The organism is Gordonibacter faecis, assembly GCF_030077735.1.
In the GTDB taxonomy this organism is placed as follows: domain Bacteria; phylum Actinomycetota; class Coriobacteriia; order Coriobacteriales; family Eggerthellaceae; genus Gordonibacter; species Gordonibacter faecis.
The window spans coordinates 38,177-52,466 of the sequence record NZ_JASJEU010000014.1; the positions used below are offsets into that span (position 1 = coordinate 38,177).

13 protein-coding genes are annotated in these 14,290 nt (G+C 60.0%); 6 read left to right on the plus strand and 7 right to left on the minus strand.

The window, feature by feature from the left end; translation table 11 throughout:
• Positions 1-200: 200 nt before the first annotated feature.
• Positions 201-3,137, minus strand: a complete 2,937-nt coding sequence (locus QNJ86_RS07925) for a leucine-rich repeat protein (protein WP_283832071.1) — start codon at positions 3,135-3,137, stop codon at positions 201-203.
• Positions 3,138-4,266: 1,129 nt separating this feature from the next.
• Here QNJ86_RS07925 and QNJ86_RS07930 point away from each other — a divergent pair.
• Both QNJ86_RS07930 and QNJ86_RS07935 read left to right on the plus strand, forming a co-directional pair.
• Positions 4,267-4,743 carry an RNA polymerase sigma factor gene (locus tag QNJ86_RS07930; RefSeq protein ID WP_283832072.1) on the plus strand — a complete coding sequence of 159 codons (477 nt, stop codon included), beginning with the start codon at positions 4,267-4,269 and terminating at the stop codon, positions 4,741-4,743.
• Positions 4,730-5,776, plus strand: a complete 1,047-nt coding sequence (locus QNJ86_RS07935; RefSeq protein WP_283832073.1) for a hypothetical protein — start codon at positions 4,730-4,732, stop codon at positions 5,774-5,776. The genes QNJ86_RS07930 and QNJ86_RS07935 overlap by 14 nt, the downstream gene beginning before the upstream one ends.
• 5 nt (positions 5,777-5,781) lie before the next feature.
• Here QNJ86_RS07935 and QNJ86_RS07940 read toward each other — a convergent pair whose 3' ends face one another.
• Positions 5,782-6,219, minus strand: coding sequence for a YjdF family protein (locus QNJ86_RS07940; RefSeq protein WP_283832074.1), 438 nt, complete (start codon positions 6,217-6,219; stop codon positions 5,782-5,784).
• Between the two features lie 314 nt (positions 6,220-6,533).
• On the opposite strand from QNJ86_RS07940, the gene QNJ86_RS07945 reads away from it, so the two are divergent.
• On the plus strand, positions 6,534-6,971 hold the full coding sequence (locus QNJ86_RS07945) for a LytTR family DNA-binding domain-containing protein (protein WP_283832075.1): 438 nt from the start codon (positions 6,534-6,536) through the stop codon (positions 6,969-6,971).
• Between the two features lie 52 nt (positions 6,972-7,023).
• The gene (locus QNJ86_RS07950) at positions 7,024-7,464 is read left to right on the plus strand and encodes a DUF3021 family protein (RefSeq protein WP_283832076.1); all 441 of its coding nucleotides are present in this window, start codon (positions 7,024-7,026) and stop codon (positions 7,462-7,464) included.
• Positions 7,465-7,708: 244 nt separating this feature from the next.
• On the opposite strand, the gene QNJ86_RS07955 is transcribed toward QNJ86_RS07950, so the two are convergent.
• Positions 7,709-8,134 (minus strand): pyridoxamine 5'-phosphate oxidase family protein, encoded by a 426-nt coding sequence (locus QNJ86_RS07955; protein ID WP_283832077.1) that lies wholly within the window; start codon positions 8,132-8,134, stop codon positions 7,709-7,711.
• Between the two features lie 271 nt (positions 8,135-8,405).
• Between QNJ86_RS07955 and QNJ86_RS07960 the strand changes: the two genes are divergently transcribed.
• Positions 8,406-9,185, plus strand: a complete 780-nt coding sequence (locus QNJ86_RS07960; protein ID WP_283832078.1) for an SDR family oxidoreductase — start codon at positions 8,406-8,408, stop codon at positions 9,183-9,185.
• A 9-nt stretch (positions 9,186-9,194) separates the two neighbouring features.
• Positions 9,195-9,542, plus strand: coding sequence for a Cif family virulence factor (locus QNJ86_RS07965; protein WP_283832079.1), 348 nt, complete (start codon positions 9,195-9,197; stop codon positions 9,540-9,542).
• Positions 9,543-9,611: 69 nt separating this feature from the next.
• Here QNJ86_RS07965 and QNJ86_RS07970 read toward each other — a convergent pair whose 3' ends face one another.
• The 4 genes from QNJ86_RS07970 to QNJ86_RS07985 form a co-directional block, all read right to left on the minus strand.
• Positions 9,612-9,911 (minus strand): CDP-alcohol phosphatidyltransferase, encoded by a 300-nt coding sequence (locus QNJ86_RS07970; RefSeq protein WP_283832080.1) that lies wholly within the window; start codon positions 9,909-9,911, stop codon positions 9,612-9,614.
• 161 nt (positions 9,912-10,072) lie between these two features.
• Complete coding sequence (locus QNJ86_RS07975) at positions 10,073-12,679, minus strand: homocysteine S-methyltransferase family protein (RefSeq protein WP_283832081.1); 2,607 nt, start codon at positions 12,677-12,679, stop codon at positions 10,073-10,075.
• Positions 12,672-13,373, minus strand: coding sequence for a vitamin B12 dependent methionine synthase (locus QNJ86_RS07980; protein WP_283832082.1), 702 nt, complete (start codon positions 13,371-13,373; stop codon positions 12,672-12,674). Before QNJ86_RS07980 ends, QNJ86_RS07975 begins: the two co-directional genes overlap by 8 nt.
• Positions 13,373-14,290 (minus strand): methylenetetrahydrofolate reductase, encoded by a 918-nt coding sequence (locus tag QNJ86_RS07985; RefSeq protein ID WP_283832083.1) that lies wholly within the window; start codon positions 14,288-14,290, stop codon positions 13,373-13,375. Before QNJ86_RS07985 ends, QNJ86_RS07980 begins: the two co-directional genes overlap by 1 nt.

The window sequence follows — 14,290 nt, forward strand, 5'->3', positions numbered from 1 at the left end:
CAAGCTATCTCTCACTTGCCCTCCGTAGGGCAAGGGTTCTACCCTTGCCGTCAACTGCGGGTGACTTGCAAGGTTTATCGTTACCGAGCGGCAAGGGCAGAGCCCTTGCCCTACGGAAAACCAACAACTCACAATCTTCAAGCACTCCCCCGTCACAACCCCTGTCGGGGTCACAGTCCGGGCAGATTATGGATGCCAGATTAAAGGCAGAAGCAGGGGCAAACGCCGTAGGCAAGGCCCGCGCTGAGGGTAGAGCTGGGGTCGCCGTTCGAGCCCACACAAAAGAAAACGTTGGAGTAGTTCGTATGCACAGAACGCTCCCACCAAAGGACAGCCTTTGTTAAACAAGCGTTATTCCCCGATACGACATTCTTGTAATCCCAGTATGCGTATTGACTACCCTCTTTAATAGTCCATGGATAGCTAGAATCCAAGCCGCTTCCACTGCCTATTCCTCTGAGTTCAACAAGAGAGGCAAGGAAAAGTTTGTCGTTGGAAGTAGTTATGGAGTTGCCCTCGATGTCGGTACGGGTTGGGTTATAGGGCTTCTTTACCACCTCGATAGAGTTTTGCAGTTCGGCGGGGACTAAGTCCCAAATCACATCATCGTCGGAGGCACTGTTTGCAATAACATTATCCTGATTCGGAAGGGAGGCGGGATTCATTCTTGCACGAAGTTGGCTTTGGCCCCAACCGCCGACGTTGGTATTCGGTGCAATGTTCATCTGGTAGGTTCCGCTCAGCAGATCCTTGAACTGGAAAGTGAGGCCTGCTTTGCCACCGGAGGCCTTGTCATCGTGAAGCACGTCAATGATGAGCAGGTCATAGGTTGTAGTTTCTGTAGTTCCCCAAGTGGTTTTGCATTCATACTTGGCATCATCAGCGACATAGCCTTCGTACATGCTGTAATAGAGAGAGCCTTTACCCTTGTTAGAGATATCGTTGGCATGCGCTTTGACATCGGCAAGGGAATAGAATGTGTCTGTTCCCACATCTCTCAAGTAGAAATTATCGTTTTTGTCGCCGTGGCCTGTGGGTGTGAACGTAAACCCTGCAAAGGTGCACATGACAGTGGCAAGGGATACGGTCTTGCCACTGGACGTTACATCATCTTCCATCACCTTAGCATTCGCAAGTTCAATTTTGTTCGTAAGGTTCAAGCGGAAGGTATAGGGAGCTGAGGCACTGGAAGCGATACCGAAAGCGTCTTTGTCGGTAGGAGTGGCACTATTGACACCAGTTCCATAGCCGAAACTCACGGCTGCGTCTTCGTTGCCTTTGGGGTAAAGACTGAAGAGTCTTTGGCTATCGAGGCTTCTTGAGGTGTCAAGTGTTTCGATGTTGTTTTCAACACTTATGTTAGTGCATTTAACACTATTAAGCTGCACAGATTGACCGGTGGAGTTGTTCTTGAAGATGGCAGTACCCGTAGCGCACTCTGGTTTTGTGGCAACGTCGTAGCCGTCTCCATCTCCCAAGGTTACTCGGGTGGGCGCAGTGACGCTGATTTGATTGTTGCGCGCATCTGCGAGATAGGCGGCAGGCAGAGATGAGGTGGCACTCATGAGAGCTATGTTGGATTCTGCATCGGGATTCGGGGAGACTTCTACTGTTCTGCTTGCGCGAGTAAGTTCTACACCGTCCAGGGAGAGAACGGCAGTGACGTCGGAGGTTCCTGCTTTCTTGGCTGAGACTGTGCCAGCATCCACTGACAGAGGCGCGGCGGCGTAGGAGTAGGAGGCTTCAATGGGGTCGGGGGCTTGCAGGTTGCCGCCTTCTAGAAGATTGGCCTCTTGACCGGCTTCGATGGCGAGGGGTTCTTCGGAGAGAGTGACACCATAGGACATGAGGTGGTTGTTGTCGGAGGGAAGGCCCGGGTTCCAAGAATCCTCAGAGCCAGAGGGAATGTAGATCGAGACGTTCGTGCAGCCTGCGAGAGCGTCGGTAGCGACTTTGGGAGTGCCGAGGGCTACCACGCGCTCAAGCGATGAGCAGGACGCGAAGGCGCGAGAGCCGATGGAGTTGATGCTGGCGGGGAGCCATACGGCTTTGAGGGAGGTAGCTTCGAAGGCACGCTCGCCAATAGAGCGCAGGGTGTTGGGGAACTCGATAGCTGCGAGGTTCGCGCAGCCGGCGAAGGCGGCGGTGTTGATGGTGGTAATGGTGGCTGGAAGCTTGGCACTCGTGAGGGAACCACGGTTTGCGAAGGCGTTTTCAGCGATAGTGCTTACGCGATAAGGAACGCCATTGATCTCGGCGGAAGCAGGAATTTCAAGGTTGGCTTCGAGATCACCTTTGCCTTGCCAGGAGACGGCGAGGGTGTAATCGTCGAGCAGAGTGTAGGTGAGGCCGCTAGCTTCGTTGTTGGTGTTAGGGCTTGTAGTCGTACCAGGTTGAGCAGGTTCGGCGAAGTTTTCAAAGCCTGCATTCTCCCAGACAGCTTTGCGAACTTTGTAGTCCTCACCTGCCGGAAGCGCTACGACGGCTGTGGCTTTGACTTCGTCAGCGAAAGCTGTCGGGTTGATTGATTGGACGTTGCCAAGCGCAGTGATCGACGCGATATCCTTACAACCAGCGAGGGCATACTCGCCGATGGATTCCGTCTCGTTTGGAAGCACCACGGCTGTCCCGTAAGCCGGAGGTACTGCAACCAGGGTTTTCATATCCTTGCTGAAAAGCATTCGGTCATGCGAAGTAAAATTGGTGCTGCCATCCCCGGTGGTGAGTGAGGAGCCCGAATGGCACAGGGACAATGCCTGGGCAGAGACATGGGTTGTAGAACCAGGGATGGCGATAGCACCCTCCTTGCCCTCGGGAATGAGCAGGAGATGCGAGTAATCCTTAGAGAAGATCATGCCGTCCAACGAGACAAAGCCCTCACACTTGGGGCTTATCTTGACATGCTTGAGCGACGAGACTCCCTTGAGTGCCTCGTCGTCGATTGTTTGGATTGTTTCAGGTAGGGAGAGTGATTCTACGCAAGAATCAGTGAATGCCCCCCCCCCCCCCGCAAGGGTTTTCACGGCAGTCACCGTGTAGGTATCTGCACCACTAACCACTTGGGTGGGGATGGAAATGTTTTTGAGATCGGTAGCGTGGATGCCAACAAGAGCGACTGATGCGCCGTCTTCGTTCACTTCGAAAACAAGACCTTCGGACACGAAGGTGCCGAGCGTAGCTTTGGGAGTTCCTTGAACGAGCGGGAGTGATCCGGTTGTCTGAGATTCAAGAAGGGCGACCGTAGTCGCGAGAGGTTCAGTGCTAGAGGTTGCTGGGGTTTCGCCTTGGGCGACTAAAGGCTCAGAAAGCCCCCCCCCCCCGGAGATTTTCAGATTCAGAAGCCAGAGCGGGAGCTGCTGGCCCAGCCGCGAGGCTGCACGACAGCGCGAGTACGCAAACTGTTCTGCCGTACCGTGACATTCGGTTTCGCATGGTTATCCTTGTCCTTTAGTAGTGCTTCTTCCCGTTCTATGCCGCGCGACATCGTTTCCCGGTCCGTCGCTAACATGCGGCATATATCCGGCATAGTAGCACGCGATTTTGGAATGTGCAGTGTCCGCTATCTTCCCCACCGCCAGCAAAACCAAGCCAGCAATTTCCCATTCCCGCAGGTAGATCATATTCCCCACCCGACAACTTGAGACATTCCAAAAATTTGCGCGCCTCCATATTTTCTCCACAAACAGTGACGCGCTTACGCGCTAGCTATTACGCCAGAAGACCCTCCCCTACCCTCGTTTTATGACGCGGGTTAATTGATCAGAAAGTGATACCGATAGATAAGTTGGAGGCAGGAACGTCTCACGAACCGCCCTTTCGCGCAAAGCGTGAAAATGCAGGTCACGGTTGAATTCTCCGCCTTCGGCGGAGAGGGCGCTTCGTGAAGCGCCCCTACGAAGATTACCAAATAAGTAATGTTTATTCACAACAGTATGCCCTCGTCATAATGATTGGGAGCGCATTAACCTCTTGGCGTAATTAGTAGCGCGTAAGCGCGTCACACTTAACCCCGCGCGGCCCCTATGAGACCCAGCCTTTGGCTTGGCTAATTTCTTATCCGCCGCCACCATAGATTCTCCCCTCAACAGGACAAGCGCCCTTCGCATCAGATACGGATGTGGCTTATATTCTTCTTTTCTCGTATCTTTTTAAACTACGTGAGACATTGGGAAGTTGTGCGGCGTTTGTGGGGTAGGAGGTGAGTTGGTGGAGGAAGATCAACGGAGGGGGCGGCCGCTCAGGTCGGATGCGTTCCTGAGGAAGGCCATGGAGACGTGGGGTGGCTCGGTGTACCGATTGGCGCTCGTGCACACCGGGTCGCGTGCCGACGCGGAGGATGTCTACCAGGATGTATTCATCAGGCTCGCCCAAGACACCACGCGGTTTCATAACGCCGAGCACCTGAAAGCGTGGCTGCTTCGCGTGACGACGAACCGGTGTCACGACCTGGCCCGATCGGCAAAACGTAGGCCTACGGTCGGCCTCGACGAGCTTCCCGCCGAGCCCATCCAGCCGCCCGACCGCACGCCGCACGAACATACCAACGACCTCTGGGAAGCTGTCGAGACGCTTCCCGAGTCCATGCGTCCGCTCATCCACCTGTTCTATTACGAAGGCTATTCGGGCGAAGAAATTGCCCGGCTGCTGAACCTCAATCCCTCCACAGTGCGCACGCGCCTACAACGAGCACGCACGCACTTGAAAACCACCTTGCAAGGAGGTGTCAACCATGACCGACGCTGAACGCTACCGCCAGATGATGGAACAGGAAGAACCACCCGCCCACTTGCAAGACGACGTGCTTCTTCGTGTCGCCCAGCTGCGACGCGAAGAAGCATCCCGCGACAAGACACCATTCCGAGCGACACGACCCTCAGTCACGCGACGATCTCACACCACAGCGCGACGTCAGCCTGTTCCCCTCTTAGCGAAACTCGGTGCTGGACTGGCAGCGGCATGCTTGGTTATAGGTGCCATTCTGGTTGCCCCGGTCCTTACATCCCACACACAGTACAGCTCGCTCGCCGACACGTTTGGCCTGGCTCTTTATGCCAACGCCGACGAGCCGGGACAAGCCGTTGCCATCGCCACTGACGAATCAGGCATCGTGCCGCATGGCGGTATGGGTGGCTTCAACGTTTTAACCATCTTGTATGCAGTCAACCTCACGACCGTTGGCGACAACATCGAAACAGTCACCTACAAGCTGGACGGGGAGGATGTATGCTTCGAAGTGTACTCCCTTCGCAAGACAGATGTCGGAACGTGGGCACACGATAAAGCCGAACTATCTCAAGAGTTCACCGTCGACTACCATAACCAACATCCCGAAGATTCGTTCCCGCTCATAAACGTTAACGTCGCACCACCCGAAGAGCGAGCTTCCCAAGAGCGGAGGAGCGAACTGCATGACCGTGCCGAAAACGCCGACGCAGACGAGCGTGCCGCTATCGACGAAGAACTGCGCGCACTCGAAGCGGAAGATATCGCGCGCGACCAGGCCAATTGGGCTCAATTTGAAAATCCTTCCGAACGGGAGAAAGCTTCCACAAAGAATCTTTTCTACGCTGAAGTTGATGCTGCACACAAATTGGAACAAGCAACTCTCATCGTACAAGCAACGTTTTCTGACGGCAGCGCTGCCGAAAAGCGCTATCGCATAGCCCCCATCGACGATTTCGAATGGACGCTTCTTAAACGCTGGGAAGCTCAGGGGCAACCTGAAGACGACCCGCGCCTTACTGCGCCTCTGTTTACTATCACCGAACTGGACTAGACCCTCTAGCGGCCGCGGTGTTTTTGTTTGCGTTTTTGTTGTTTGAGGGCGAAGCGGCGGGCAATTTCTTCTTGGCGGGCTTCGCGGGATGCTTGCTTGCGCTCATCTTTGTGGGCTTCGTAGGCAGCACTCATGGCTTGCTGGGCTTTGGTGCCAACACCTGCCTGTTCCACCTGTTTGCGCGCTTCGCGTTGGCGGCGCTTGGGGTTCGCATGCGCAAGAACCGCGAGATGAGCCCCGTCTGTGTCGTTAAGCATGAGGGCGAAGTTGAGGCTTGCCCAGTGGCGCAGCACGAACTCCTGAATTTCGGTGTCGGTGGGCTCGGTTGCGCCGAAGACGACGCGACATGCCCCGTAGCGCTCGGCTTCTCGGTGCTCACAAATGCCGACCCAAAATTGGCCGTCGTGTAGCACGGTCAGCGTAGACGAGGTGATGACCTGCATGATTGTCCTCCTTTATGTCGATGTGACACGAAGAACGGACAACCAAGGAGGCAGGTTACTGACGAAACCAACGGCGCACGCATGCGCCAGCGGCTTCGCGCCCGGACTACCAACCGGGCCGTGTTTTCATCTTCGCACACGCATAGTAGCACATAACGGCTGCTGCTATCGGGAGCGATACGCTGGGTGCTGCGTGCAACTTGGGTGGCTGCGGGTGCAACTGGGGGCGTGCGGGGTTGCGCGGGAGTGCGGGTGTTCGCCATACTGGTTGCGTTGGCCAACTCATCTGCCCACTTCAACCTGAAGGCATCATCATGCATGTAACCATTAACGAAGACCCCACGCTTGACGACGTGGAAGTGAGCATCACCGCACCGCGCATCGACGAGCGCGTGCAGCACATTGTCGCCAACTTGAGCGCGTTCGACCGCGTGCTCACCGGCGAGCACGACGGCGCGACGTACCGCCTTGATATCAAGGATGTGTGCTATGCCGAAACGGTTGATGGCCGCACGTTTCTCTACACGAAAAGCGCGGTGTACCAAACGCCGCTCCGTCTCTATGAGCTGGAGGACAAGCTGGCCGGCACCGAGTTTGTACGCGCCTCAAAGCAGCTGCTTGTGAACTTCGACCACGTGAAAGCCATCCGGCCTGCGCCGGGCGCGCGGCTCCAGTTGGTGCTGAGCAACGGCGAAAGCGTTATTGTCTCGCGCCAGTATGCGCCGCATATCAAGCGCAAGCTGGGCTTATAGCGTCCACTTACCTCACCATCCCCTCTCCGTCCTTTCCTCAAAGGAGCATCCTATGAAAACGTTCATCAAGCGCTTTGCCCTCACCACCTGCGTCCTCTTCACCATCTTCATGCTGGCGAGCCTGCCTATGGGCTATTACTTCGCGAACCTCTCCGGAGCCGACACGCAGGGCCTCACCATTTCACTGACGCTGCTTATTGCGTGTGCGGGGCTCGCCTTCTTGCAAGGCCTGTGGTTCAGCGGCTTCATCATCAAGAAGCTGGCGTATCCACTGCGCCTTACCGGGTTCGCTATCACGGCCGCTGCCATGCTGTTTGCCTGTGGCTGGTTCGGCGGCTGGTTTCCTCACGAAATAGAAGTGGTCGTGTCGTTCTTACTTGAGTTCGTCGCTATCTTCGCGCTGGCTACCATAGGCTACGGCATCTACTTCAAGAAAACTGCCGGCAGCTACGACAAAGCCCTCGAACGCTACCGCGAACAAAACCGCAAGTAGCACGCCGCTCCCCCCTTGCGCGCCGGGCTGCCAACCAGGCACGCAAGGGGGCTTGACTCGTGACGAGATTTCTCACACGCGTGTGCCCCAACCAGGCACGATTTCCTGTTCGAAATGACAAAACATGAAAGATCTTGCTGGTTGTGTCATCTCGAATTGGGCGTCATGCAGGTTTCAGGGGGCATGCGTATGAGAGATCTCGGTACGGCAGAAGTCCTCTCTCGCAGAGGTTGTCAAGCCTACCTCACTCCACCGCAAAGTCCTCGGAGTTGAAGTTGGTGTAGTAGCGGCCGGTTTGGGCGGTGAAGCGGAGGACGCAGTAGTCGGGGTCGGTGATGCCGAGCGAGTAGTAGGTAGTGTCGCCTTCGCGCCAGATGCGTTCTTTTGTGGCAGCATCCTCGAGCACCTCCATGGTGCCTTTCAGCATGACACCGCGGAAGAAGCGGCGGTCAACGAAGTAGATACACGCCTGGGGATGCGCCCGGTAGTGCGCAACGCGCATAGACGAGGTGTTTGTCGTGAAATAGAACGTGCGAATACCCTCGCGCTCGCGCGGTGGCAGCATAGCCTTGATCTCGGGAAAGCCGTCCGCATCCACCGCCCCGATGAACGAAGTGTTCTGGTGATCAATGAGATTCCCGATGGTCTGTTCCGGGTCGCGCATCGTCATGGGCGGCCTCCCTTCCACGTGTAGTATTTAGTATCATAGTACTCTATCATACGAACATTTGTTTGTCAATGAAACCACCCAGAATTCAGCCCCACACATCGCCCCGCCGCCTGCCGATGGGCGTGTGCCGTGCGTGACGGTTCGCCTACCGCTGGCCCGGGCGACCTTACAACGGCAGCCGTCCATGCTATTATTTTCTCGGTAATAGTAACGTGTCTCAATAAGCTGTCGGGACCGCCCCTCGGGGATCCCGCACGAAAGGAAGGACCGCATGGGCATCTACGTCATCACCGGCGCGTCAAGCGGCATCGGCGCGAAGACGGCCGAAATCCTGCGCGAGCGAGGCCACGAAGTGGTCAACATCGACCTGCACGACGGCGATATCAACGCGAACCTCGCCACCAAAGAAGGCCGCGCCGGCGCGCTTGCCGAACTGCACGAGCGCTACCCCGACGGCATTGACGCCATGATCTGCAACGCCGGCGTGTCGGGCGGCAAGGTGCCCATCTCGCTCATCATCTCGCTGAACTACTTCGGCGCCACCGAAATGGCGCGCGGCGCGTTCGACCTCCTGGAGAAAAAGGGCGGCAGCTGCGTGGTCACCTCGTCGAACTCCATCGCGCAGGGCGCGGCACGCATGGACGTAGCCGGCATGCTAAACAACTCCCCCGACGAAGATCGCATCCTTGAGCTGGTGAAAGACGTCGACCCCGCCATCGGGCATGTATACTACGCCTCCACCAAGTACGCGCTCGCCCGCTGGGTGCGCCGCATGAGTCCGGACTGGGGTTCGCGCGGTGTGCGCCTGAACGCCGTCGCGCCCGGCAACGTGCGCACCGCCATGACGGCGAACATGCTGCCTGAACAGCGCGCCGCCATGGAAGCTATTCCCGTGCCCACGCACTTCGGCGAAGAGCCGCTTATGGACCCCATTGAGATTGCGAACGTCATGGCGTTCGTCGCATCGCACGAGGCCAGCGGCCTGAACGGCGTGGTCCTGTTCGTGGACGGCGGCACCGACGCCCTGCTCAATTCCGAGAAAGTTTACTAGGAGGCAGCCATGGTTATCAACGATTTCGTCGCCGCGATGCAGGCCAAAGATCACAAGGCGCTGGCCGCGTGCTTCACCGAGGAATGCCGCCTGTTCGATTACTGCCCGTCGGTGGTCAAGCGCCAGAACTCGTTTCTGTACGGCCGCAACGCCATTGAGATGTTCTTCCACAACAAGTTCACGTTCGGCGGTTTCGGCATGCTGGATCCGCGCGTGGTGAACGAGCGCACCGTCAACTTCTACGCCGACTACAACGGCACAGTGATTCACGCGCTTGCCCAGGTGGAGAACTGCAACGACGGCGCGTGCAGCCTGGATAACAGCCTCATTCAGGAACTGGTTATCCGCCCAGCGTAACGGCCGCGCACGCCACAGCGCGCAGGTATAAACAACGGGCGGCCGCATTTGCGACCGCCCGTTTTGTTGCTATTCCGCCTTTTCAGATGCGTAGAACGTGGCTTCGTCGAACACGTCGGTGATCGATTTGCCATCCGCGAAGGGAAGCGCCAAGAACTCGCTCACCGTCGGGACCAGTTCGCTGGCATCAACGTAATGGCCCTTGTCATTGAACGTCTCCGTGTCCTGCGCGCGCCAGTATCGGTCGTTCACATCGGTGAGGTAGTACGTTTTGCCACCGACTTCCATGTACACCGAGTGCTTGGCGTGCAGGTAGACCGGCAGCTCCTCGAAGGATACGTCGAGTGCCTCCGCTGCTTTCGTTCCCATAGCGGACCCCTTTCCTTGGGCTTAACCTTGTCGCCTATCATAGCAAGAACTACCCCGCGATGCACCCGGAAAACCAGAACGATGCCAACCTTCTGCGAAAAGCGGGAGAAAGTTGAGCGCGGCGGCGTGTTTTTGTGGCGAACGGCGGCCTTTTTGGTGCTTTACGCGCGCGTGGCGAAGAACCGCTCGGCGATGCGCGCGGCCTCGGCGGCGTCCTTGCCGTAGTAGTCCGCCCCAATTTCGTGCGCATACTCGGAGGTGAGCACGGCACCGCCCACAAACACGCGCACATCCGGCACCTGCTCGTGCAGCAGCTGCACGGTGCGCTCCATGGCCCGCACCGTGGTGGTCATGAGCGCCGAGAGGCCCACAAGGCGCACGCTGTGTTCGCGCACCGCCTGTACCACCTGTTCAGGGGCCACATCGCGCCCGAGGTCTATCACGCGGTAGCCGTAGTTTTCCAGCAGCATGCGCACGATGTTCTTGCCGATGTCGTGGATGTCGCCCTGCACGGTGGCAAGCACGATGGCTTTGTCGTTGTCGATAGGCGCGGCGTCGCCCATGCGGGCGCGCACCACGTCGAAGCCGGCCTTGACCGCCTCGGCCGAAGCCATGAGCTGGGGCAAGAAGAACGCGCCGCTGTCGAAGCGCTCCCCCACCACGTCGAGCGCGGGGATGAACACGCCGTCGATGAGGTCGAGCGGGTCGTGGTTCGCCAGAAGGCGCTCGGTGGCGGCCGTCATGGGAGCCTTGCGGCCGGTGAGGATGAGGTGCACCATTGCGCGCACGTCGTCCGCCGCGTCGGCGAGCGCGGTCGGGAGGGGGAAGGGGTCGGCGCTGGCTGCGGGCGCGGGGGCGCTGTCGCACCGCACGGGATCCTTCGACTCCGCGCTGCGCTCGCTCGGGCTGGCGGAGGGGGAAGCGGCTGGTGCCGCGTAGGGGTCGGGGGCGGTGGCGTAGTGTTCGACGAAGGCGGCGGAGCCTGCGTCCTGACCGCTCAACACCTGCCAGGTGGCAACTGTGTCGCGGTAGCGGGCGGAAAGCGGGTTCAGGATGGGCAGGTCGAGGCCCGAGGCCAGGGCGGCGGCCAAAAATGTTGCGTTCACCAGGCCGCGTTGTGGCAGGCCGAAACTCACATTCGACACGCCCAGCTCCGTGCGCACACCGAGGCGTTCCTTCACGAGGCGCACGGCGCGCAGCGTTTCGCGCACCTCGTCCTGGTTGGTGGCGGCGGCCATCACCAGGCAGTCGATGACGATGTCCGCGCGCGGAATGCCCTGCGCCTCCGCGGCGGCCACAATGCGCTCGGCCGCGCGCAGGCGTCCCTCGGCGGTGGGCGGGATGCCGTCCTCATCAAGCGTGAGGCCCACCACGGCGCAGCCGTACTTCTTCACGAGGGGCAACACGGCCTCCAAGCTGGAGCGTTTCGCGTTCACGGAGTTCACGAGCGGCTTGCCGGCGTAGCAGCGCACGGCGGCTTCCACGGCCGCGGGGTCGCTTGAGTCAATTTGCAGCGGTAGCGTGACCGTGGCCTGCAACCGCTCGATAGCCTCTGCAAGCGCGGCGGGCTCGTCGAGTTCCGGCAGCCCCACGTTTACATCCAAAATGCCGGCGCCGGCTTCTTGCTGCGCCACCGCCTCGCCCACCAGGTGGTCGTAGTCGCCCGCCTTGAGCGCGGCGCGCAACTTCGGCTTGCCCGTGGGATTGATGCGCTCCCCCACCACGACCACGTCCGACGAGCCCTGCGGCAGCACGACCGCCTCCTGCGCGCTCGTGACCACGAAGGCATCCGGCATCGCGCGTGGCACGGGCGTACGGCCCGCCACCAACTTCGCAAGTTCTTCCACGAAGGCGGGCGTAGTGCCGCAGCAGCCGCCCACTACGCTCACACCCGCATCAATAATGCGGCTCATAACCTCGGCAAACGCAGCCGGTTCCACGTCGTACACCGTGCGACCATCCACGAGGCGCGGCAGGCCTGCATTCGGCCGCACCACTACAGGACAGCGGGCGAAGCGCAGAAGCTCGTGCGCCACCGGTTCCAACTCTTCCGGCCCGAGCGAGCAGTTCACGCCCACCACATTCACGCCGAGCGCCGAAAGCGTGGCCGCCGCCACGGTAGGCGACGTGCCCAAAAACGTGCGGCCATCCTCGCCAAAGGTAAGGGAAGCGAATACGGGCAGGTCAGAGTGCTCCTTAGCCGCCAGTACCGCCGCCTTGGCCTCGCGCAGGTCGGTCATAGTTTCAATGAGCACGATATCGCAGCCCGCGTCCACTACCGCGCGCACCTGTTCAGCGAACACTTCATACGCCTCTTCGAACGAGAGCGTGCCAAGCGGCTCCAAAAGCGCGCCGATGGGCCCGAGTCCCCCCGCCACGTAGCGGGCGCCCGCCGCGCGCGCGTTGGCGGCGGCCGCGCGATACACGTCAGCCACCGAGGTGCGGCCCGCCAACTTGTGCGCGTTCGCGCTGAACGTGTTGGTGGTGATCATCTCCGCGCCGGCAGCCACGTAGCTTGCATGGATGGCCGTGATGGCTTCCGGGTCGCTGAAGTTCAGCAGGTCGGGCAATTCGCCGTGCGCCGTGAGGCCCTGGGCTTGCAGCAGCGTTCCCATGGCGCCGTCCTGCACGAGAAAGTCCTGGCCGCGCAACACGCGCTCCAAATGCGCGTCAGCGATGCGCAGGCCAGCAAGGGGGTCGGGCAGCTGCCCCTCGGGCGCGCTCGCGTTCGGCGTGGCGGCGTGTGGGCAGGTAGACGAATTATCCATGACAGGTCCTTCCTTGACCTCTGAGCGTGCACGCCTCCCGTAGCGCGCACGACGCACACCCCGAACGCACCGAGGCGTTCGGCGGCTCGCCTTCGAACAGGCCCACCACCGCCGTGATGCTTTTCGTGGGCACGAGCAAGTTCCCCTCCGTGCACACCAAACCGATGCGGCGCGGCGCGTCGAGCGCGTCGAGAAACGCGGGCTGCACGTCAAGCGGCAGGTCGCCGTAGCCGGGGCTGTAGCGGAAGTTCGTGCGCAGGCCGCGCGCGACAGCCTCTTCCACAATGCGGGCTTCCTCTGCGTCGGCCGCGGCCTCCACCAGCGACGACGCGGCGGCTCCGTACATGAGCGCGTCCGTGGGGCTTATCGCCGCGCGCTGACGCAGCGCGCGCTCGCTTTCAACCCCCAGCGTGCACGCCATGAGCGCCACATCACGCGCACCCTCTAAGTGGCGCGCGATGTCACGCCCCTCAAGCACCAGGCCGCAACCCGCTAACACCACACGGCACTCGTTGGAGCGTTCAGAATCAAGGGGAAACACGGCATGCACGCAGCGCGGGTGCAGTTCGCGTTCGCACGCTTCCACAGCTTCGTCGAAGCGGCCCGCCAGGTCAACGTCGAGTTCCTGGCCGCTGTAGCCCAGGTAGCGCAGCGCCTCGGCGCGGTCGACGCGCAAACGCCCATCAGGCGCCATTAAGAAACCGCCTCGTCGGAGCCAGCCGCAGCCGCGCCCTGCTTCCACGAAGCGCGCAGGGCCGACGCGCAGGCGCGCGCAATGTCGGGCTGGTTCATCGTGTACACGTGCAGGCCGTCCACGCCATGCGCCTGCAACTCCACCAGCTGCGCGCACGCATATTCAATGCCGGCCGCACGCAGGGCCGCGGGGTCGTCCTCGTACTTCGCCAACAGCTTGATAATGGGAGATGGCAGCGAGGCACCGCACATGAACACCATGCGCTCGATCTGTGCTTTCCCGAGAAACGGCATGATGCCGCACGCGATGGGAACCGTGATGCCCGCCTTATCGGCTGCCTCGCGGAAGCGGTAGTAGTACTCGTTTTCGAAGAACAGCTGCGTCACGAAGAACCGCGCGCCCGCGTCCTGCTTCTGCTTGAGGTGTGCAACCGACGCCTTGAAGTTGGTACACTCGATGTGCCCCTCCGGATACGCCGCCGCACCCACGCAAAACCCCTCGTCAGCCAACCGCATGATGAGGTCTTTCGCGAAACGGAACGGCCCTGCGTCAGGCTCCGTCCCCGGCACGCGGTCGCCGCGCAGCGCGAGCACGTTCGTCACGCCCTTGTGCTTGAGGTCGTCGAGCGCCGCCGCGAGCGAGTCCTCCGTGGCGCCCGCGCAGGTGAGATGCGCCACGGTGGGCACGTCGAAGTCGTCGTGGATCATTGCGGCCACGTCGGCCGTGGCGCGCTTGTTGCCGCTGCCGCCGGCCGAATACGTCACGCTCACGAAGTCGGGCAGCAGCATGGCTAGTTCAGCGGCCACTTCGTGCGCCGTTTCCAGCGTGAGGTCGCCCTTGGGCGGGAATATCTCGAACGACAGGGGTTGCCGTCCCGTCGCGCGAGCCTGGTCATAGATGTCACATACGGTTCTCAT

Excerpts from the sequence above, each read along its gene's own strand:
- QNJ86_RS07935 (WP_283832073.1), top strand. The coding sequence starts at position 4,730 with ATGACCGACGCTGAACGCTACCGCCAGATGATGGAACAGGAAGAACCA.
- QNJ86_RS07970 (WP_283832080.1), bottom strand. The coding sequence starts at position 9,911 with ATGGGAACGAAAGCAGCGGAGGCACTCGACGTATCCTTCGAGGAGCTG.
- QNJ86_RS07965 (WP_283832079.1), top strand. The coding sequence starts at position 9,195 with ATGGTTATCAACGATTTCGTCGCCGCGATGCAGGCCAAAGATCACAAG.
- QNJ86_RS07985 (WP_283832083.1), bottom strand. The coding sequence starts at position 14,290 with ATGAGAACCGTATGTGACATCTATGACCAGGCTCGCGCGACGGGACGG.
- QNJ86_RS07945 (WP_283832075.1), top strand. The coding sequence starts at position 6,534 with ATGCATGTAACCATTAACGAAGACCCCACGCTTGACGACGTGGAAGTG.
- QNJ86_RS07960 (WP_283832078.1), top strand. The coding sequence starts at position 8,406 with ATGGGCATCTACGTCATCACCGGCGCGTCAAGCGGCATCGGCGCGAAG.
- QNJ86_RS07940 (WP_283832074.1), bottom strand. The coding sequence starts at position 6,219 with ATGCAGGTCATCACCTCGTCTACGCTGACCGTGCTACACGACGGCCAA.
- QNJ86_RS07955 (WP_283832077.1), bottom strand. The coding sequence starts at position 8,134 with ATGACGATGCGCGACCCGGAACAGACCATCGGGAATCTCATTGATCAC.
- QNJ86_RS07950 (WP_283832076.1), top strand. The coding sequence starts at position 7,024 with ATGAAAACGTTCATCAAGCGCTTTGCCCTCACCACCTGCGTCCTCTTC.
- QNJ86_RS07980 (WP_283832082.1), bottom strand. The coding sequence starts at position 13,373 with ATGGCGCCTGATGGGCGTTTGCGCGTCGACCGCGCCGAGGCGCTGCGC.
- QNJ86_RS07930 (WP_283832072.1), top strand. The coding sequence starts at position 4,267 with ATGGAGACGTGGGGTGGCTCGGTGTACCGATTGGCGCTCGTGCACACC.
- QNJ86_RS07975 (WP_283832081.1), bottom strand. The coding sequence starts at position 12,679 with ATGGATAATTCGTCTACCTGCCCACACGCCGCCACGCCGAACGCGAGC.